Raw genomic sequence first — 18,588 nt, forward strand, 5'->3', positions numbered from 1 at the left:
TTTTTGCAGTTACACCAAGCAAGCGAACTTAGCATCCTTGTCGTTTTGGCATTTATCGTCTTTGCTTCGCCTTATATTTCTAAAATTTTACGCATACCAGTTGCTCCTGCTGAGATACTACTTGGAGCGGTTGCTGGCTACATCCGAGTTGTCGGCGACAACGAGATGTTTAAGCTCATCAGCGAAGTTGGCTTTTTCTTTTTGATGTTTCTAGCTGGCATGGAGATCGATCTTAGGATGCTCATAAACATCGACCGTAAAATTTTGCGACTTGGGCTCATCTACCTTGCGCTCATCTACGCTCTAGCCACGGCCCTGACGCTAGGACTTGAGCTTAGCCTGCTTTACATCATCATCATCCCGATAATGGCCGTTGGTATGGTATTTACGCTATTTAAGGAGTATGGCAAGCAGCAAGAGTGGCTAAATTTAAGCATGCTAATAGCAACTATCGGTGAGCTTTTAAGCATCACGCTTCTAACGTTTACCGCTGCTTACTTGCAGTTTGGAGCGAGCATAAATTTATGGCTAACGATTGGCTATTTGATCCTATTTTTGGCTATCAGCGTGCTTAGCTTTAAAATTTTGGACGTGCTTTTTTGGTGGTATCCGGGGCTTAAAGTGGTGCTCATGCCACACTACGACAAGGACGAAAAGGACATCAGGCTTTGCATCGCGGTATTTTTCACGATGATAGCTTTGATGCTATATCTAAATTTAGAGGTCGCCTTTGGTGCGTTTATCGCAGGTATGTTTATCACGACATTTTTTGATCACAAAAAGGACCTGCCACACAAGCTTTCAAGCTTTGGATTTGGCTTTTTGGTGCCGATATTTTTCATCCACATAGGCTCGACTTTTAAGCTTTCAAGACTAGGATCTAGCGAAGTGATAAAGGATGCTATTTTTATATTTTTAGCGATGCTTGGCACCAGAGTTATATCTAGTTTGCTCTTTTTGGGCAAGCTTGGCTTTAGAGGGATATTTTTATTTTCCGTTTCGCAGTCTATGCCGCTCACTCTTTTGATCGCAGTTGCTACTATCGCACACAAATCAGGCGAGATAAGTGACTATTCTTACTCATCTTTCATCCTGGCAAGCCTCGCACAAGCTATAATAGGAGCTATAATCATCAAAATTTTAATGCAATCAAAAAGCAAGGAGTAAAAATGTCATCAAATACAGCCACACTAATCGACAACCGAACTGGCAAGAGCTATGAATTTCCTATCCTAAAAGGCACGATGGGGCCAGACGTCATCGACATATCGACCTTTTTTAGCGATACTGGGATGTTTACCTTTGACAGGGGCTACACTTCAACTGCGATGTGCCGCTCAGCCATAACCTACATCGACGGACTAAAGGGCGAGCTCATGTATAGGGGCTACGACATCGCCTATCTGGCTGAAAATAAGACATTTTTAGACGTTGCCTACCTGCTTTTAAACAAAGAGCTACCAACGAGCGAGCAATACAGGGGCTTTAAAGATGAGCTTAAAAAAAGAAGCTTCATACATGAGGGCATGATGAAGCTATTTGATGCATTTCCAGATAAGGCGCACCCTATGGCGATCTTGCAGGCAGCAGTCTCAGCGCTAAGTGCCTTTTACTCAGACCACCTAAATATGGACAAACCTGAAGAGTATCACGAAATGGCTATGCGTATCATCGCCAAGATCCCAACGATAGCGGCCTTTAGCTACCGCTACTCACGCGGCCTTCCTATCATATATCCAAATTTGGATCGTGGCTTTACTGAAAATTTCCTCTACATGATGAGGGGCTATCCATACGAGCACGTTGATCTTAAGCCTATCGAGATAAAAGCACTTGACACGGTCTTTATGCTCCACGCTGACCACGAGCAAAACGCCTCGACCACGACGGTTAGGACCGTTGGCTCTACGCATGCTCACCCATACGCATGTATAAGTGCAGGTATAGGCGCCCTTTGGGGCTGGGCTCACGGCGGTGCAAACGAGGGTGTCATCCGCCAGCTTGAAGAGATAGGCTCAGTCGCAAATGTTGATAAATACATAGCAAGAGCAAAGGATAAAAACGATCCATTTAGGCTAATGGGTTTTGGGCACAGGGTCTATAAAAATTTTGACCCTCGTGCAAAAGTACTCAAAAAAATGAGAGATCAGCTGATGGATGAGATAGGCATTAACTCAGAGCTTATCAAGATCGCCAACCGCATCGAGGATATCGCGCTAAATGACGACTACTTTGTAAGCAGAAATTTATATCCAAATGTTGATTTTCACTCAGGACTCATCCTAAAAGCGCTTGGCATACCAAATAATATGTTTGCCGTCATCTTCGTGATCGGCAGGACTCCAGGCTGGATCAGCCAGTGGATCGAGCTAAAAGAGCAAGATACGATAAAGATCGTCCGCCCAAGACAGCTTTATGTTGGAGAGGCAAACAGAACACCAAAATGAGTGAGCTTTTAAATTTAGCTAAAAAAGCAGCCGTTAGTGCTGGAGCGCAAATAATGAAATTTTACTCTGCAGATAATACGGCTCTTAAAGTCTGCCTAAAAGATGACAGCTCACCGCTAACTAGCGCTGATCTAGCTGCAAATGAAGCGATAATAAAAATTCTAAGCAAAAGCGGGATAAAAATTTGCTCTGAAGAGAGCATCCTGAAAGAAAACGACAAAGACGAGTTTTGGCTCGTAGATCCTCTTGATGGCACGAAAGAATTTCTAGCTAGAAACGGCGAATTTTGCGTTTGTATAGCGCTTATAAAAAAAGCTAGACCGGTGCTTGGCGTGATATTTATCCCAGTTAGTAAAGAGCTTTTTTATGCTGATGAAAATGGCGCTTTTAAAGAAATTTTAGATGATAAAGATGAAATCATAAAGAGAGTTGATTTAAATAAAAAAGATAAAAATTTAGACAATCTAATCTTTTCAAGTAGAAGAGGCGATGCCAAAGAGATAGAATTTATAGGGCAGAGCCTAAATTTTGAGCAAAGGTGCATCGGCTCAGCCATAAAATTTTGCCGTTTGGTTGAATTTGGCGGAGCTTATTTGAGATTTGCGCCAAGCTACCTTTGGGACAATGCTGCAGGAGAGGCGCTCGTAAATTTTTGTGGCGGAAAAGTATTTGACGCTAATAGCGGTAAAGAGATGAGCTACGAGCTTGCTGATTTAAAAAGTCCATTTTTCATAGCTCTCTCAAAAAATACACTAAATCTAAAAGATAAAATCACACAACTATATAAACAAAGTAAAACTTAAACCTTAAATTTCTTCTAGCAGATAAAGCAGACTAGCTATTTTCGCTGTACCTATCACGTAGTTCATTATGTTTGCTGCGACCTTGTCTTTTTTAAGCACTTTGCCATTTATGTCAAATATATCTTCGTTATTCTCTTTGATAAATTTTAAGGTTTTTGCTGCGACATCTTCTAAGCTATTTTTACCATCAAGTAACAAAAGTATGTAATAATCGATATTGTTAAGCTTTCTTGAGATACTAAATTTATTAGCAAAAACAACATCGGCATTATTTTTATGATTTAAAAAATATCTGACATAATTTATTAAATTTTGACTAAGCCTTGAGTAGCCGGGCTTATACTCGATATTTTTTTGCTCATCTTTTAAAATCATTGCATCAGACGAGTTTGTTAAAATTCTTACAAAGGCGCTATAAACCATGAGCTTATCTTCTGGCAAAATTTCTAAAATCTGAGAAAGGTTTATGCTAGCTGGATACATCTTATAAAAGACCTCGCAAAGCCATGATATATCTTGTGGCATAGCACCATAACTATCTTGCCACTGGTTATCTTTCTTTATAAAATCTGCCACAACGTGAATTTTATTAATATCGCTTGGGCCTATTTGTTTATTGGCTATGCTCTCATAAGTCTTGCTATGGACTATTAGGCTTTGTCTAAATACTTTGTTGCTAATCATATCCATGAATTGCTCTAGATCGATTCTGTCCTTAAACTTGTTATTTTTGTATTCATCTACTACGGCTGTGCCAACATCTGGGGTAAAAATATCATCAAGCGTATATTCACAAAGATAAGTAAGATCATTTTTAGCGAGCATGGCATTAAAATCTTTAAAATAAAACGGATCATTTGTATATTCTAAAAACTCATGAGCTATGTAAAAGTCATCTTTTGAGAGCACATGTTCTGTTACAAAAAGAAGCATCTTAAGGGGTATTTTTCCCTCATAAATTTCTTCATTTCTTGTTAGCAAATATTCTTTATAGACTAAAAGTGCTTCTTTGGCTGCTTTTAACCTCTCTTGCATGCTCTCTTTATCTTTTGCGGCAAGTAGCATTATATCTCTTACGATATCTTTTACTTTCCAGCCAGGATAAACATTATAAGAGATAAATGCCACGCCATTTGCACTTAAATTTTCTCTTACGACTTTTAATATAGCTTCTTTTACAAAGTCAGGCACCCAGCTAAAAACGCCATGAGCGATGATATAGTCAAATTTCTCATCACTTTTAAATTCGCAAATATCGCCGTGTATAAGCTCTAAATTTGTAAGCCCCATCTCTTTAATGATCTCTTGCCCTCGCCTTATCTGCTCGCCGCTAAGATCTATGCCAACTACTTTTGCATTTTTGTTATTTACTGCAAATGGGATCAAATTTCCACCAAAGCTACATCCTATCTCTAAAACTCTTGCATTTTCGCATGGCGGTGGAGTTATGCCAAGAAGTGTAGCACAAGCTTCAAGCCTATATGGCGACGATTGGGCAAAAGCTATTGATTTATAAGTTAGCTCATCATAAGACTTCTCGATTTTGCTATTTTGGCTCATTTTAGCTCCTAGTAGTCTTTTTCTTTGATTTTTTCTAGCATATTTTTAGCATCATTTTCTGGATCATCCACTATATATGCACGTCTTACCTTACCATCTTTTATGATAAGTGTTTGGCGAAAGTAAAATTTATGGCCATTTGATGCAGAAAAAACCGGAAGTTCAAGTGCCCTTTCAAGCATAAACTCACTATCGTTTAAAAACATAACACCAGTTGAAGTCTCTTCTTTAAATTTCTTTTGAGCTTCGATATCTTGTGAGCTAATGGCCACTACCATAAAACCAAGATCGTTAAAATCTTTTAAAAATTTCTTATAGTTTATCGCTTGTTTAGTGCAGCCCTTCATACCCGCAGTATTTTGCAATTGCTCGCTTAAAAGCTCAAAGTCCTCGCCTATCTTTGGATAGATGAAAATAACGCAATCATGAGTCCTTGTAAAGGTAGAAAAATCAAATTCCTTACCATCTAAGGTATTTAAACATATATTTGTAGGCACATTTATCATATTTCATCCTTTAAAATTTTTGACTATTATAACTCTATAAGCTTTGTCTTAAGCTTTTTTTGAATTTAAAAGATAAACTATAAAAAGGACAAAAAAGCTAATTATTAACATCAAAAGTGCATAGACATGAGCCTTGGTGTAATCAAGCATTTCAACTGCTTCAAATATCGCAATACTTGCAACCTTGCTCTCTCCAGCTACGCTACCACCTATCATTAAAACAACACCAAACTCACCCATAGTGTGAGCAAAACTAACGACAGTAGCTGTTAATAAATTTGATCTAATACTTGGCAAAATCACCCTAAAAATAGTCGTGAGCTTATTTTTACCAAGACTATAGCTCGCTTCAAAAAGGCTCTTTTTTAGGCTATTGAGCCCAGCATAAATCGGTCCAAACATAAATGGCAATGAATAGATACAACTTGCCACAACAAGACCTGTGAAATTAAAAACTAGCCTAACCCCAAAAATTTCTTCGATAAATTTACCAAAGGCGGAATAAGGTGAAAGAAAAATGAGCAGATAAAAGCCAAGAACGCTTGGCGGCAATACTAGCGGTAGTGAGATTATCGACTCTAAAAATGATTTGCCAAAGAATTTTTTCTGTGACATAAAATAAGCAAGTGCAATGCAAGCAAAAAACAAGATAAAAGTAGTTATAAAAGATAGTTTTAACGATAGCCAGAACGGTTCGTAATCGATATTTTTAAGCTCGTCTATCATGCTTTTTCCAAATTTACGCTAAACGCTTTTGTACTAACTACCACCATGTCGCCTGCTTTTAGATTCATTGCCTCGTTGTTGCTTAACACAACTTCACAAATTTGGCGGTTTATTAATACATTTGCCACGTAAATAGCATCACGTTTTTTTATCTCTAAAATTTTAGCGTTAAAGGCAAATTTCTGCGATCCTGCACTCTTTAAAAATATCTCACTAGCTGCGCCAGATCTTGAAATTCTGCCATTTTCAAGAACGAAGACTTTATTGCAAAGCTTATAAATTTCTGCGATATCATGGCTCACTAAGACAATACTCATCTTAAATTCATCATGAAGCGCCAATAAATAGTTTTGCAATTTCTCACGCATAGCATTATCAAGCGCGCTTAGCGGCTCATCAAGTAGTAAAATTTCAGGCCTTCGCATGACGGCACGGACAAGTGCTACGCGTTGTTTTTGGCCGCCAGAAAGGGTGCTAATCTTTGCATTTTTGAGACTTGTTAGACCGCAGATATCAAGAAGTTTATTTGCTAGGCTTACGTCATCTTTTGCAAAGAGTAAATTTTTAAAGACATTCATATTTTCAAACAATGCATAATCTTGAAATAAAAAGCCGATATTTCGCTTTTGCGGAGCCAAATTTATCTTATCGTCAAAGAAAATTTTATCTCCAACCTTTATGAATCCGCTTTGTGGTGTTTCAAAACCGGCAATCAATCTTAAAATAGTGGTCTTTCCGCCACCACTTGCTCCGTAAAGTGCGACAAAATCGCCATTTTCAAAGCTAAGGTCTGCCTCAAGCATAAATTTGCCATCGCCGCCATTTAGCTCTTTTTTACAAGAAATTTCTATCATTTTTGTGTACTTATGTGAATGCTTGTAGATTTTATATAGGCAAAGACTTCATCGTTTTCACCTACGTTCATGGTTTTTAATGCGTGATTTGAGATAATAGCTTCAAAGTAAATTTCGTCACACTTTAAGCTAATAACACTTAAAATTTCACCAAAATTTATAGCTTCAATCACGCACTTTAGCTCGTTTTCAAGCGAGCTATTACTTAGTTTGTCTTTTGACAAGATAACATCGGAGCTTTTAAAACCTAAGTCAATCTCATCATCTAAGACGAATTTGCTAGCCTCATTCAAGACTAGCATAAATAAATTTGCCTCTAAATTTAGACCCTTTAGCTCAAATAAGCTAACGTCATCTTTAGTTAAAATTCCAACGATCTTTGCTCTTATCATTTAGCTGGAACGTTGTAACCAAATTTCTTGAAAATTTCTCTTGATTTATCACCTAAGATAAACTCGTAAAATGCTTTTGCATCATCATTTTTTTCAGCATGTTTTAGAAGAACGATACCTTGATCGATCGGAGTGTATAGCTCTTGTGGAACAAGGATGTAATTAACGTCCTCTTTGTATTTTGACATTTTCTCATCAAAAAGTGCGCTAGCTGCGATAAAACCTACATCAGAAGCACTTAATGCTTGAGATAGAGTTTCAGAAATTTTTTGAGCATAGACGATATTTTTTTCTACTTCGTCATAAAGCTTTGCGTTTTTAAGAGCCTCTATACTAGCTTTGCCGTATGGTGCAGTTTGTGGATTTGCGATAGAGATCGCTTTTAAGCCACGAACAACTTCGATACCTTTTTTGAAATCAACATTTCTAATAGAAAAAATAGCAACAGCTCCTTGTGCATAAACTTTTGGAGCAGCTACTGCAAATCCTGTGTCATAAGCTTTTTGAGCAAAGCCCATATCAGCAGCCATGAATATATCAGCTGGAGCTGAGTTTTGGATCTGAGTAACAAGACCGCCGCTTGCGCCAAGAGTTAGGTTGATTTTAGCATCTGGATGAAGCTTGTTAAACTCTTTTATAAGCTCTGGAAATGCGTATGTTGTGTTTGCTGCAGCATATACATTTACTTCAGCACCAAATGCGTTTATGGCAAGCAAAGCCGCCACACATAAAAATTTAAAAACTTTTCTCATTTATACTCCTATAATGATTTGAGATGATTTTACTATTGCTAAAAGTGTATCGCCAACACCTATTTTCATCTGGATAGCACTATCTTTTGTAATGATGGCAGTTAAAGTCTGTTCATCACTTAGTTTTAAAGTGATTTCAGCATTTACAGCACCTATCTTTGCTTCGATCACCTCGCCTTTTAATTGATTTTTTGTGCTTATTTTTATATCTAGATCCTTAGCCAAAAGGACAGCTGGAGCTTTAAAAATATAAATAACTTTTTGTCCAACTTTTAGGCCTAAATTTTTCTCACTTTCAACCGTGATGTTTGACTCAAGCGTGCAGCCATTACTTAGTTTTGCAATTATTTGAGAATTTACCGCACCGCGGTTTATGCCAATAATCTCGCATGAGAGCTGATTTCTAGCACTTAAGTTCATATTCATTCTTTGAAGATTTACAATATCTACATCCTCAAAATCTACTTTTTGACAAATTTTTTGTAAAAAATCCTTTTGAGTCTCAAGAATGGCATCATAAATTTTTATCAGTTTATTGGCATACTCGCTTAGCTCAGAGCCACTATTTTTTTTATTTCCATCAGCTCTAATAATAAGCGGCTTGCTACTTTTGTTATTTATCGTATCAAGACAGTCCCAAGCATTTTTATATGATATACCAACCAATTCCGCTGCTTTTGTGATACTTTTTGTCTCTTTTATGGCCTTTAATAATGTAATATGTTTAGCTAAAACCTGTGTATCTTCGCCTAAAAATAGTTCTAAATTTATATCTGCTTTCAAAATTTTTACCTTTACTATATTAGAGAATAATTTGTGAAGTATATCTAATTATATTAATCCTTAAGCTTAAAGATTTAAGCCAATTTATAAATTTCTCTTAATTTCTTGTAAAGTTTTTAAAAGATAAAATCGAGCTACATTTTATAAATAAAAATAAGGCTTAGTATGAAATTTTTGCTTTCTATCTTTTTTAGTTTGCTTTTAGCCTGTGCCAATACGGATATAAATACGAATAGTGAAAGCGACGAATTTGATGTTGAATTTGAAGCAAGAAAAAATGTTTTTGACCCACTTAGTGGCTACAATAGAATTATGACGCATGCAAATGACTTTATCTATGTAAATATGCTAACTCCGGTGGCAAAAGGCTATGCCTACGTTGTACCAAAAACAGCTAGAATAATGGTTTCAAATTTCTTTGACAACCTGCTTTTCCCAGTTCGCTTTGTAAACAATCTACTTCAGTTTAAATTCCAAAATGCTGGTGAAGAGACATTAAGATTTTTAGCAAATACGATAATTGGCTTTGGCGGACTAACAGACGGAGCAAAATACTACAATCTTAAGCCTCACGATGAAGATTTTGGACAAACGCTTGGATATTGGGGGCTTGGCAGCGGTTTTCATATCGTTTGGCCACTTATTGGGCCATCAAATTTAAGAGATACTGGTGGCATGGTCGGGGATTATTTTGCTGATCCTATTAGCTACGTTGATCCTATACTTTTATCAACTGGTATCAAGTCATATAGAGCGTTTAATAGCTTTTCGCAAGATCCAACTGCTTATGAAAAACTAAGAAAAGATGCTATTGATCTTTATCCATTTTTACGCGATGCTTACGAGCAAAGACGCGACAAGCTTATCAAGGAGTAAATATGAAAATTTTAAAAATTCTAACTATGATTTTACTTTTTACAACTAGCCTTTTTGCTATTTCAAAAGAGCAGATCAAGCCTGAAGTAGAGATGAAAACAACAAAGGTTATTGAAATTTTAAAAGACACAAATTTAGACAATAATGCGAAGACAAAAGAAATTTTTGCTCTTCTTGATCCATTTTTTGACTATAAACAAATGGCAAAGATAAGCCTTGGTAAACGTTACAACAGCTTAAATAGCGATGAGCAGGCTAAATTTGACGCAGCATTTGAGCAAAAACTAAAAAGCTCATACATAGATAAACTTTTAGGATACAAAGATCAAGAGATACGTATAACTGGCGAGAGTGAACCACAAAAAAATAGGTACTGGCTAACATCTGAGCTTGTAAACGACGGAAAAATTTATGAGTTTGTATATAAATTTTATGACGCAAAAGAGCGTGGCTGGCTCATTTACGATCTTGATATCGTTGGTGTAAGCATCATTCAAACATACAGAAGTCAGTTTGGTGATGTGCTAAATAACGCTGATTTCAATACTCTTTTACAAAAGCTAAACGAAGCTGTTTTGCCTGATCAAAATAAAACTAACCCTTAATGCGACAAATTTTTAAATTTATCATTGCTAAAAACAAGCTTATTATTGCTCTGATTTTAGCTTTAAGCGTAGTTTTTGGCTATCTTAGTACCAAGCTTAGCGTTGATGCGTCAGCTGAAACGCTACTGCTTGAGCATGATCCTGACTTAAAAGCTTATAGGGAGATAGCCAAACGCTACGACTCACCCGGATTTTTAGTGGTCGCTTTTACTCCAAAAGATGATCTTTTTTCACCTAAAAATTTGGAACTTATCAAAAATTTAGGCGATGAACTAGCTAAAAACGATATGGTAAATAGCGTCATCTCTATAATAAATATTCCGCTTTTAAATAGTGTAAAAGGCGGGATTACTGGTATCTTAGATCATACTCCAACACTGCAAGATAAAGATATAAATATTTCAAAAGCAAAGCTCGAGTTTGCAAAAAGTCCGATTTACAGCGGAAATTTGATAAGCAAAGATCTAAAAACCACAGCAATTGCTCTAAATTTAAAACAAGATGAGAAATTTAATGAGCTTGTAAATGAGAGAAATTTGCTTAGCCAAAAAGAGTCAAACAGTACTATCACACAAGCTGAGCGACTTAAGCTAGAGGCTCTTGCCTATGAGTTTAAAGCCTACCGAGATGAGCTTAGAAAAAGCGATCACGAAAACCTTGAAGCCATAAAAGCAACCATAGCTAAATTTAACGCAAATGACGAGCTATTCTTAGGCGGTGCAAATATGATCGCTGATGATATGATAGGCTTTATAAAGAGCGATCTTTTGGTCTATGGCTTAAGCGTACTTGCTCTTCTTAGCTTTAGTTTGTGGCTATTTTTCAGGCAGATTAGATGGATAGTTTTGCCGATGTTTATATGTGCCGTAAGTGCCATTTTTACGACCGGAATTTTTGGTATATTTGATTGGGAAGTGACGGTCATTAGCTCAAACTACATCGCACTTCAGCTCATCATTACTATTTCAACTGTGATTCATCTTGTCGTTAGCTACCGAGAATTTTACGCAAAGCATCCAAAATATAGCCAAAATCAGCTAATTTATCTAACGCTTCGTGATAAATTCTCTCCATCTTTTTGGGCGATATTTACCACGGTTATTGGCTTTAGCTCGCTTATGAGTGCTGACATAAAGCCAGTTATCATGCTTGGCATTATGATGAGCACTGGCATTAGCGTTTCGCTTGTGCTTGCGTTTTTGCTATTTGGCGCGATAAATGTAAATTTAAACAAATTAGCTCCCATTAGAACCTTTGAAAATAGCTTTAAATTTACAAAATACTGCGCGAATTTAGCCCTAAACTCAAGAAAGATTATCTACGTAGTTTGCGTGCTTGTTGTCTATTTTGGCATTTATGGTATCAGCAAGATAAAGGTTGAAAATAGTTTCATTGGCTACTTTAAAGAAAGCACAGAAATTCGCCAAGGAATGCAAGTTATTGATACCAAACTTGGCGGCACGATACCAGTTGATGTGATAGTGAAATTTAAAGAGCAAAAACAAGAAAAAAATGCCGAGCAAGATGAGTTTGAAAATGAGTTTGAAAGCAACGCCAAGGATGCAAAATACTGGTTTAATAGCTATCACACAAGGGTTGCTGAGAAGATTCATGATTATCTAAAAGAGCAAAAATTTGTCGGACATGTAAGCTCGCTAGCAACCCTTATAAAAGCCATAAAAGAGCTAAATAACGGCGCGAGTGATGATTTTTTATTAGCTGCGATGTATGAGAAATTGCCACAAAATTATAAAAATATCTTATTAAGTCCCTATGTAAGCGTTGAAGATGATGAGCTTAGATTTAGTATAAGGATCGTCGATAGCGACTCTAAACTTAGACGAAATTTATTTCTAAAGGAGCTTAGAGAAGGGCTTGCACAGCTTACTAAAAATGACAATGTAAGCATAGAAGTTGCCGGCATGATGGTGCTTTATAACAATATGCTTCAAAATTTACTTAGCTCGCAAGTTGATACTTTTGGACTAACTGTCGCTATACTTTTTGTCATATTTTGCTTTATCTTTAGGAGCATAAAGCTAGCAACCATTGCGATAGTTTCAAATTTAATCCCGCTTTGCACACTCTTTGGCGTGATGGGATTTTTTGGCATTCCGCTTGATGTGATGAGTATCACGATCGCAGCCATTAGCATTGGTATTGGCGTTGATGATATCATCCATTACATCCACCGCTTTAAAGAAGAAATGCTTACAAAAAGTGTTTTTGAGAGCATTAAAGTCGCGCACGCAAGCATCGGATATGCGATGTATTACACATCATTCACTATTTTTCTTGGCTTTAGTGTGATGATAACTAGCAATTTTATCCCAACTATCTATTTTGGCTTACTAACCGATCTTGTTATGGTTTTTATGCTTCTTGGCGCACTAATCATCTTACCAAGCCTCATTGCAAGCTTTGTAAAAAAGAGCGATATTTAAGCTAAATTTATTTGATAACTTTGATGAACGAGTAGACATCGGCCACGCCGTCAATGTGCTTAGCATACCAAATAGCATGTTTTTCTTGCTCAATGTTATCAACTACGCCGCTAAATACAACATCACAGCCAACTATGCTAACTCGCACATTTGTACCCTCAACTATACTGTCTTTAAAAAGATTTTGCTTTAAGTTTGCAAGAATTTTTAGACTATCGCATGGATATTCTGGTTTTTTGATACGAAGATAGGTATAAATTTTCCGCACTCCATCTGTGCTTTTGGCCAGTTCTACCAGCTTATCTTCTAGCTCTTTACTATCGGCAAGTCCGATCAGATAAGCATCTCCGTAAAAGACCTCAATCTCGATATCAATATTACTAAGACCTTTTGAAAATAAAATTTTGCTTTGCAATTTGCTTTGTATAAATTTATCTCTTGTGATCGAGTAAATACCACGTTTATCGCGTGAAATAGAGTATGCATCATATACATTTAGCGGCGCAGTTGCTGGAGAAAGAACTGAGGAACAAGAGCAAAAAAATAGAGTAAAAAATACAAAAACGCTAAATTTTAAAATCAGAAATCCTTTTGTAATTTCAAAAAGTTTATAGAAAATGGGCTAAAATTTATCTAAATCTGCTAGAATAACGCACACGGAGGATAAAGTAATCTGGTGATGCTCACGGGCTTCAAACCCGATGACTGGGCGGTTGACCGTCTGGTGGGGAGTTCGATTCTCTCATCCTCTCGCCACTCTCATTTTAAATTTTGCTTTTATCAAGCAGATTTATAATCCCAAATAAAATAAAGCTTAATACAACCAAAACAAGGCTTAAGACGAGTGCTTCATCGCTTTTACCATCGTATACGGCATTATAAATGGCAAGAGAGATAGTGTCTGTTTTGCCTATGATATTACCACCCAAAATTAGTGTTATTCCAACCTCGCCAAACCCACGCGAGATCGCTAAAATAAAAGCCGTCGCTACGCTTTTTGCAACACATGGAAAGAGCACGAAAATAGCTGTTTGAAATTTATCTTTTCCAAGGCTATATGCTGCTTCGCTTAGGCTTTTTGAAAGTGAGCCAAGAGCAGAAGCGACAGGTTTTACAAATAGTGGCAACGAAGCTATAAAAGCAGCTAAAACAAGAGCCTTAAAGCTAAAAATAATTTCTAAATTTAAAGCCTTGCCGACGATGCCATTTTTACCAAGCAGATAAAGCAGTAAAAATCCAGTCGCAATGGGCGGAAAGATGAGTGGAAAAGTTACGATCATCTCTAAAATAGCTTTAAATTCGGCCTTACCAAAAGCTAAATAATAAGCCAAAGCCAGCCCAAAAATGATAAGCAAAGCCCCTTGGCATAAAACGACCTTTATGCTTAAAAATAGCGGATCAAACAGCCAAGAGAGCTCTTGCAAGCTTAGCCTTATCTTATGCCAAATTTAGTGTAAATTTCTTTTGATCTCTCGCTTTTTAGCTCATTTAAAAATTTTTCACAATCAGCCTTTTTGTAGCATCCTTCAAGCTTTGCAGCTACGATGTTTGCTGGAGCATAAAGTGCTTTGTCTATCAAGATAAAACTACCAAATTCGTCTTTGTGTGCGTTTAGTTCGGTCTGATTAATAAATCCAGCATCAACTTCGCCGTTTAATATGTAAGTAACGACCTGTGGCACACCAGCAACTGCTAAAATTTTATCCTTTAGCTCGCTGCTTAAATTTGCTTTTTGCATAAATTCATTCGCTCTTTTGCCATAAACTGTCTTTACAGTATCTGGCATAGCGATCTTAGAAAGCCCTTTTAGCTCATCAACTTTTTCTATTTTCACACCTTTTTTGGTAGCCAGCACCAAAGCACCTGAGCCTAAATTTACAAATTCTAAAATTTTTAGATCAGACTTTTTCAAAAAGTCTTCATCGCCCACGATCACGTCAGTTTTGCCCTCTTTTGCCTGCGCCATGATCGCTGTGATGTTTGCAAAAGAAGTGTCGATATTTACGCCATCTTTTTTGAGATTTTGCACGACCGCCTCGACTATCTTTTTATATCCGCCACCCGCACTAACTAGCAAATTTTCATTGCCAAATGCAAAAATTACAACCATTAGAAGTAAGAACTTTTTCATATTTTTCCTTTAAAAGTAAAATTTCAAGATTTTATAAAATATACTCTTATACATTCTTAAAATATATTTTTATAATTTTCACTTTTCTACCAAAATGCTATAATCACGATAAAAAAGGACAAATATGAACGAACTTGAGCTAAAGATGCAAGGCAAGATAGATAGGCTAACAGATAAGACTTTTAGGCTAGATCCAAGGATCGGCGAGGGCTACTTCACCGCAAAATATTTTCTAAAAGTAAATGAGATAATTAAGCAAAATTTACCAGATCAGCACGTGACGATGCAGTTTTTCCAAAGGCGCGATGATATCGTGCTTTGCGGCATTGACGAGGTTTTAGCCATCATCAATAAATTTGCCAAAAATCCAAGTGAGCTTGAGATTTACGCACTTGATGATGGCGATATCATAAACGCAAACGAGCCAGTTTTAAAGATAAGTGGCAAGTATGAAAATTTCGGCTTTTTAGAAAACGTCATCGATGCGACGCTTACTAGAAGAAGCTGCGTGGCGACAAACTCAAGAGATGTGATAAGAGCGGCAAATGGCAAGGATGTTTTTAGCATGGCGGATAGACAAGACGACATCTGCACGCAGCCAGGCGACGGATACGCCTCGTTTGTAGGCGGCATCAAAAAGGTCGCCACAGATGCTCAGGGCGAGCTTACTGGGCTAAAAGGTGGTGGTACCATGCCTCATGCGCTTATTCAAATGTGCGGCGGGGATATAGTAAAAGCCTCAGAAATTTATGCTAAGACCTTTGAAAATGAGAAGATCACGGCCTTAGTGGACTATAACAACGATGTGATTATAGACGCATTAAGAGCCGCAAATGCCTTAAAAGAGAGACTTGGCGCGGTTAGAGTCGATACTAGTAAAAATTTGATAGATAAGTATTTTGAAAACAAAGATACGAGCAAATTTGACCCACATGGCGTTTGCAAGGAGCTTATATTTGCTCTAAGAGAGGCGCTTGATAAAGCTGGTTTTAAATACGTTAAAATCGTCGTTAGCTCAGGCTTTAGCCCTAAAATTATAAAAGAATTTGAAGCTTATAACACACCAGTTGATACTTATGGCGTTGGAAGTTATCTTGTTAAAAATGACATTTGTGGCTTTACAGGCGATTTAGTCGAGCTAAACGGCAAAGATGAGGCTAAATTTGGTAGGAAAAATTTTGCTTCAGACAGGCTAAAGAGAGTGAAATTTTAAGAGAAAAGATGAAATTTATAAAAATTTTAATGTTTTTGTCGCTTTTGTTAACTGCTTGCACCTCCGCAAACTATGCTAACGCTTTTGAAAAGGTTGGCATCCTTGAAGACGGAGTTTATCGCTTTAGTCAAAATGGCCTCGGGGTCAAAAAAGATCTGCTTGTAAAGGTGATCTCGGTGCAAAACGCAGAAATTCCTCACAAAAAGATCATCTCCATGCTAAATATCCCTAAAAAATCTAAAATTACGGACTTTAAAACAAGCGATACAGGCGTAATAGTGTGGCCATTTTACGAGATTGAGGGCAAATTTTTAACGACAATAATCGTTGAAAATATAAAAAAAGAAGATAGCGATCAAAAACTATTTAAGATGTTAGAGCTTAAGCATCCATTTTACTCAACGCTACTAGCACGAAGAAAAGGTGCTAAAGACGCCATAGACGTGAAATACGTGCTAAATTTCAAAGAGGCAAGGCTAGTAAAATCGTTTAAAAACCGCCCTTAAAACTTTATTTTAAATAAATTTCATTAAAATGGTGTAATCAAAAAAAGGATCATCTTTGCATAATCTAAAAACCATAAACGTCGCTCACTCGCCGGACGCTGACGATATTTTCATGTATGCCGCGGTCAAATTTGGCTGGGTTAGCAGTAAAAATTTAGCCTTCACATCAAAGGCGCTTGATATAGAAACGCTAAATGAAGAGGCGCTAAAGGGAACTTACGAGGCAACGGCGATCAGCTTTGCGCTCTATCCAAAAATTTGCGATGAATTTGCACTTTTACGCTGTGCGGTGAGCTTTGGCAAAGGATATGGCCCAAAGCTTATCAAGCTAAAAGATAAGCAGCTAAAGCGAAATTTCAAGGTTGCACTCTCAGGCAAAAACACGACAAACGCCCTGCTCTTTCGCATAGCCTATCCAGAAGCGAGAATAGTTTATAAAAATTTCTTAGAGATCGAAAATGCCGTGCTTAGCGGCGAGGTCGATGCTGGCGTGCTCATACATGAAAGTATCTTAAATTTCTCTGACAAACTCTGCGTCGAGCGTGAAATTTGGGATATCTGGAGCGAGCTAAACGGCGAAAATTTACCGCTTCCACTTGGCGGCATGGCGCTTAGACGAAGCCTACCCATAACCGACGCGATCGAGTGTGAGAGAGTGCTTAGCGAGGCCGTTAGGATCGCCACTTCGCACAAGCCATTTTTATCTCACATGCTAATGGAGCGAAATTTAATAAGAGTTGGCAAAGACGAGCTAAAAACGTATCTAAATTTATACGCAAATGACGAGTCAATAAGCATGAACGAAACGCAGCTAAAAGCGCTAAATAAGCTCTATCAAATAGGCTACGATAAAGGCTTTTTTGAAAAGCCAATCGACGTAAACGACTATCTTATCCCAACTGAATATAACGAAGTAAGGTTTAGCTGATGCAAAGTACGCTTGTCTCGCTTGGAGTTGAAACTTTTAAGATCGCCCTTTACATCAGCCTTCCGATGCTGCTAAGTGGCCTAATCGCAGGTCTTATCATCTCCATTTTCCAAGCGACCACGCAGATAAACGAAACCACGCTAAGCTTCGTGCCAAAAATTTTGCTAGTCGTCGTTGTCATCATATTTTTGATGCCTTGGATGATCTCGATGATGGTTGAGTTTACTACTCGTATGTTTGATTTTATACCGGAATTTATCCAGTGACGAGGCTCGTTGATTTTTCTAAATTTACCTCGGTTAGGATAGGCGGCGTGCATGAAATTTTCGAGGTAAATAGCCTTGCAGATCTAAGCTCGCCTCACTTTTTAGGCGCTGTGATGATAGGCGGGGGCAACAACCTTCTTATCTCGCCAAATCCCCCAAAAATGGCGATGCTTGGCAAGAGCTTTGACTATATAAATTTAGAATGCTTAGGTGATAAAATTTACCTTGAGATAGGTGCTGCGACAAAATCCGCCAAAATTTACAACTTTGCTAAGCAAAATAACATCGCCGGCCTTGAGTTTTTAAAAAATATCCCAGGCACACTTGGCGGACTTATCAAAATGAACGCTGGACTGCTTAAATTTAGCATAAGCGACAATCTCACGCATGTGCGTTTGGCTCGTGGTTGGGTGAGCAAAGAGGAGATAAGCTTTAGCTACCGCCACAGCGGCATAGATGAGGTCATTTTGGGGGCTAAATTTGAGCTTTGTAGTGGCTTTGATGCGAGCATATCTGAAGCTATAAGTGCCAAGAGGGCAAATCAGCCAAAAGGAGCTAGCTTTGGCAGCTGCTTTGTAAATCCAGAGGGGCACTTTGCAGGGGCTTTGCTTGAGGCGGTCGGGCTAAAAGGATACGCTATTGGCGGAGCGAAATTTAGCGAAGAGCACGCGAATTTTTTGATAAATTTTAACCACGCAAGCTTTGAGGACGCCACTAGCCTTATAAATTTGGCAAAGGCTAGAGTTTTAGAGAAATTTGGCGTAGGGCTTAAGACTGAAGTTTGCATTTTATAAGG

21 protein-coding genes and 1 tRNA gene are annotated in these 18,588 nt (G+C 37.7%); 12 read left to right on the forward strand and 10 right to left on the reverse strand.

The features are described from left to right. Nucleotides 1-3 precede the first annotated feature (3 nt). The 3 genes from B9N62_RS02420 to B9N62_RS02430 are packed head-to-tail and all read left to right on the forward strand — an operon-like array spanning nt 4 to nt 3,250. Nucleotides 4-1,167 (forward strand): cation:proton antiporter, encoded by a 1,164-nt coding sequence (locus B9N62_RS02420; RefSeq protein WP_087584213.1) that lies wholly within the window; start codon nt 4-6, stop codon nt 1,165-1,167. Nucleotides 1,168-1,169: 2 nt separating this feature from the next. Continuing rightward, a complete protein-coding gene (locus B9N62_RS02425) occupies nt 1,170-2,447 on the forward strand; it encodes a citrate synthase (protein WP_087584214.1) in 1,278 nt (425 codons plus the stop codon). Further along, on the forward strand, nt 2,444-3,250 hold the full coding sequence (locus B9N62_RS02430) for a 3'(2'),5'-bisphosphate nucleotidase CysQ family protein (RefSeq protein ID WP_087584215.1): 807 nt from the start codon (nt 2,444-2,446) through the stop codon (nt 3,248-3,250). The genes B9N62_RS02425 and B9N62_RS02430 overlap by 4 nt, the downstream gene beginning before the upstream one ends. A gap of 3 nt (nt 3,251-3,253) precedes the next feature. On the opposite strand, the gene B9N62_RS02435 is transcribed toward B9N62_RS02430, so the two are convergent. Genes B9N62_RS02435 through B9N62_RS02465 form a run of 7 tightly spaced genes read right to left on the reverse strand, consistent with a single transcriptional unit; the run spans nt 3,254 to nt 8,823 of the window. After that, complete coding sequence (locus B9N62_RS02435) at nt 3,254-4,810, reverse strand: class I SAM-dependent methyltransferase (RefSeq protein WP_087584216.1); 1,557 nt, start codon at nt 4,808-4,810, stop codon at nt 3,254-3,256. 8 nt (nt 4,811-4,818) lie between these two features. Continuing rightward, nucleotides 4,819-5,316: a redoxin family protein gene (locus B9N62_RS02440; protein WP_087584217.1), complete on the reverse strand. Its 498-nt coding sequence runs from the start codon at nt 5,314-5,316 to the stop codon at nt 4,819-4,821. A 48-nt stretch (nt 5,317-5,364) separates the two neighbouring features. Beyond that, the gene (gene modB / locus B9N62_RS02445; protein WP_087584218.1) at nt 5,365-6,042 is read right to left on the reverse strand and encodes a molybdate ABC transporter permease subunit; all 678 of its coding nucleotides are present in this window, start codon (nt 6,040-6,042) and stop codon (nt 5,365-5,367) included. Then, the gene (locus B9N62_RS02450) at nt 6,039-6,896 is read right to left on the reverse strand and encodes a sulfate/molybdate ABC transporter ATP-binding protein (protein ID WP_087584219.1); all 858 of its coding nucleotides are present in this window, start codon (nt 6,894-6,896) and stop codon (nt 6,039-6,041) included. The genes modB and B9N62_RS02450 overlap by 4 nt, the downstream gene beginning before the upstream one ends. Further along, the gene (locus tag B9N62_RS02455) at nt 6,893-7,288 is read right to left on the reverse strand and encodes a TOBE domain-containing protein (RefSeq protein ID WP_087584220.1); all 396 of its coding nucleotides are present in this window, start codon (nt 7,286-7,288) and stop codon (nt 6,893-6,895) included. The genes B9N62_RS02450 and B9N62_RS02455 overlap by 4 nt, the downstream gene beginning before the upstream one ends. Next, nucleotides 7,285-8,040 (reverse strand): molybdate ABC transporter substrate-binding protein, encoded by a 756-nt coding sequence (gene modA, locus B9N62_RS02460; RefSeq protein WP_087584221.1) that lies wholly within the window; start codon nt 8,038-8,040, stop codon nt 7,285-7,287. Before modA (B9N62_RS02460) ends, B9N62_RS02455 begins: the two co-directional genes overlap by 4 nt. Next, entirely contained in the window at nt 8,041-8,823 is a 783-nt protein-coding gene (locus tag B9N62_RS02465; RefSeq protein WP_087584222.1) for a TOBE domain-containing protein, read from the reverse strand. A 165-nt stretch (nt 8,824-8,988) separates the two neighbouring features. Here B9N62_RS02465 and B9N62_RS02470 point away from each other — a divergent pair, with 165 nt between their 5' ends. The 3 genes from B9N62_RS02470 to B9N62_RS02480 are packed head-to-tail and all read left to right on the forward strand — an operon-like array spanning nt 8,989 to nt 12,748. Then, nucleotides 8,989-9,699 carry an MlaA family lipoprotein gene (locus tag B9N62_RS02470; protein ID WP_087584223.1) on the forward strand — a complete coding sequence of 237 codons (711 nt, stop codon included), beginning with the start codon at nt 8,989-8,991 and terminating at the stop codon, nt 9,697-9,699. A gap of 2 nt (nt 9,700-9,701) precedes the next feature. Continuing rightward, entirely contained in the window at nt 9,702-10,304 is a 603-nt protein-coding gene (locus B9N62_RS02475) for a Tgt2/MlaC family protein (protein ID WP_087584224.1), read from the forward strand. Further along, nucleotides 10,304-12,748 carry an efflux RND transporter permease subunit gene (locus tag B9N62_RS02480; protein ID WP_087584225.1) on the forward strand — a complete coding sequence of 815 codons (2,445 nt, stop codon included), beginning with the start codon at nt 10,304-10,306 and terminating at the stop codon, nt 12,746-12,748. The genes B9N62_RS02475 and B9N62_RS02480 overlap by 1 nt, the downstream gene beginning before the upstream one ends. 7 nt (nt 12,749-12,755) lie before the next feature. On the opposite strand, the gene B9N62_RS02485 is transcribed toward B9N62_RS02480, so the two are convergent. Continuing rightward, nucleotides 12,756-13,331 (reverse strand): BON domain-containing protein, encoded by a 576-nt coding sequence (locus tag B9N62_RS02485; protein ID WP_087584226.1) that lies wholly within the window; start codon nt 13,329-13,331, stop codon nt 12,756-12,758. 75 nt (nt 13,332-13,406) lie between these two features. Between B9N62_RS02485 and B9N62_RS10450 the strand changes: the two genes are divergently transcribed. After that, nucleotides 13,407-13,504: transfer RNA gene (locus tag B9N62_RS10450), tRNA-Sec, on the forward strand. Nucleotides 13,505-13,512: 8 nt separating this feature from the next. Here B9N62_RS10450 and B9N62_RS02490 read toward each other — a convergent pair. After that, on the reverse strand, nt 13,513-14,172 hold the full coding sequence (locus tag B9N62_RS02490) for a molybdate ABC transporter permease subunit (RefSeq protein ID WP_087584227.1): 660 nt from the start codon (nt 14,170-14,172) through the stop codon (nt 13,513-13,515). Between the two features lie 8 nt (nt 14,173-14,180). Next, nucleotides 14,181-14,879: a molybdate ABC transporter substrate-binding protein gene (modA, locus tag B9N62_RS02495; protein WP_087584228.1), complete on the reverse strand. Its 699-nt coding sequence runs from the start codon at nt 14,877-14,879 to the stop codon at nt 14,181-14,183. 124 nt (nt 14,880-15,003) lie between these two features. Here modA (B9N62_RS02495) and B9N62_RS02500 point away from each other — a divergent pair, with 124 nt between their 5' ends. The 5 genes from B9N62_RS02500 to B9N62_RS02520 all read left to right on the forward strand — a co-directional run bounded on the left by B9N62_RS02500 (nt 15,004) and on the right by B9N62_RS02520 (nt 18,586). Then, nucleotides 15,004-16,092 carry a nicotinate phosphoribosyltransferase gene (locus tag B9N62_RS02500; protein ID WP_087584229.1) on the forward strand — a complete coding sequence of 363 codons (1,089 nt, stop codon included), beginning with the start codon at nt 15,004-15,006 and terminating at the stop codon, nt 16,090-16,092. A gap of 8 nt (nt 16,093-16,100) precedes the next feature. Next, a complete protein-coding gene (locus B9N62_RS02505) occupies nt 16,101-16,598 on the forward strand; it encodes a chemotaxis protein (protein WP_087584230.1) in 498 nt (165 codons plus the stop codon). A 112-nt stretch (nt 16,599-16,710) separates the two neighbouring features. Beyond that, nucleotides 16,711-17,526 carry a menaquinone biosynthesis family protein gene (locus B9N62_RS02510; protein WP_230853817.1) on the forward strand — a complete coding sequence of 272 codons (816 nt, stop codon included), beginning with the start codon at nt 16,711-16,713 and terminating at the stop codon, nt 17,524-17,526. Further along, nucleotides 17,523-17,792, forward strand: coding sequence for a flagellar biosynthesis protein FliQ (gene fliQ, locus B9N62_RS02515; protein WP_223155459.1), 270 nt, complete (start codon nt 17,523-17,525; stop codon nt 17,790-17,792). Before B9N62_RS02510 ends, fliQ begins: the two co-directional genes overlap by 4 nt. Further along, complete coding sequence (locus B9N62_RS02520; protein WP_087584232.1) at nt 17,789-18,586, forward strand: UDP-N-acetylmuramate dehydrogenase; 798 nt, start codon at nt 17,789-17,791, stop codon at nt 18,584-18,586. The genes fliQ and B9N62_RS02520 overlap by 4 nt, the downstream gene beginning before the upstream one ends. Nucleotides 18,587-18,588: the final 2 nt, after the last annotated feature.

It is taken from the genome of Campylobacter concisus, from assembly GCF_002165785.1.
GTDB lineage: Bacteria > Campylobacterota > Campylobacteria > Campylobacterales > Campylobacteraceae > Campylobacter_A > Campylobacter_A concisus_W.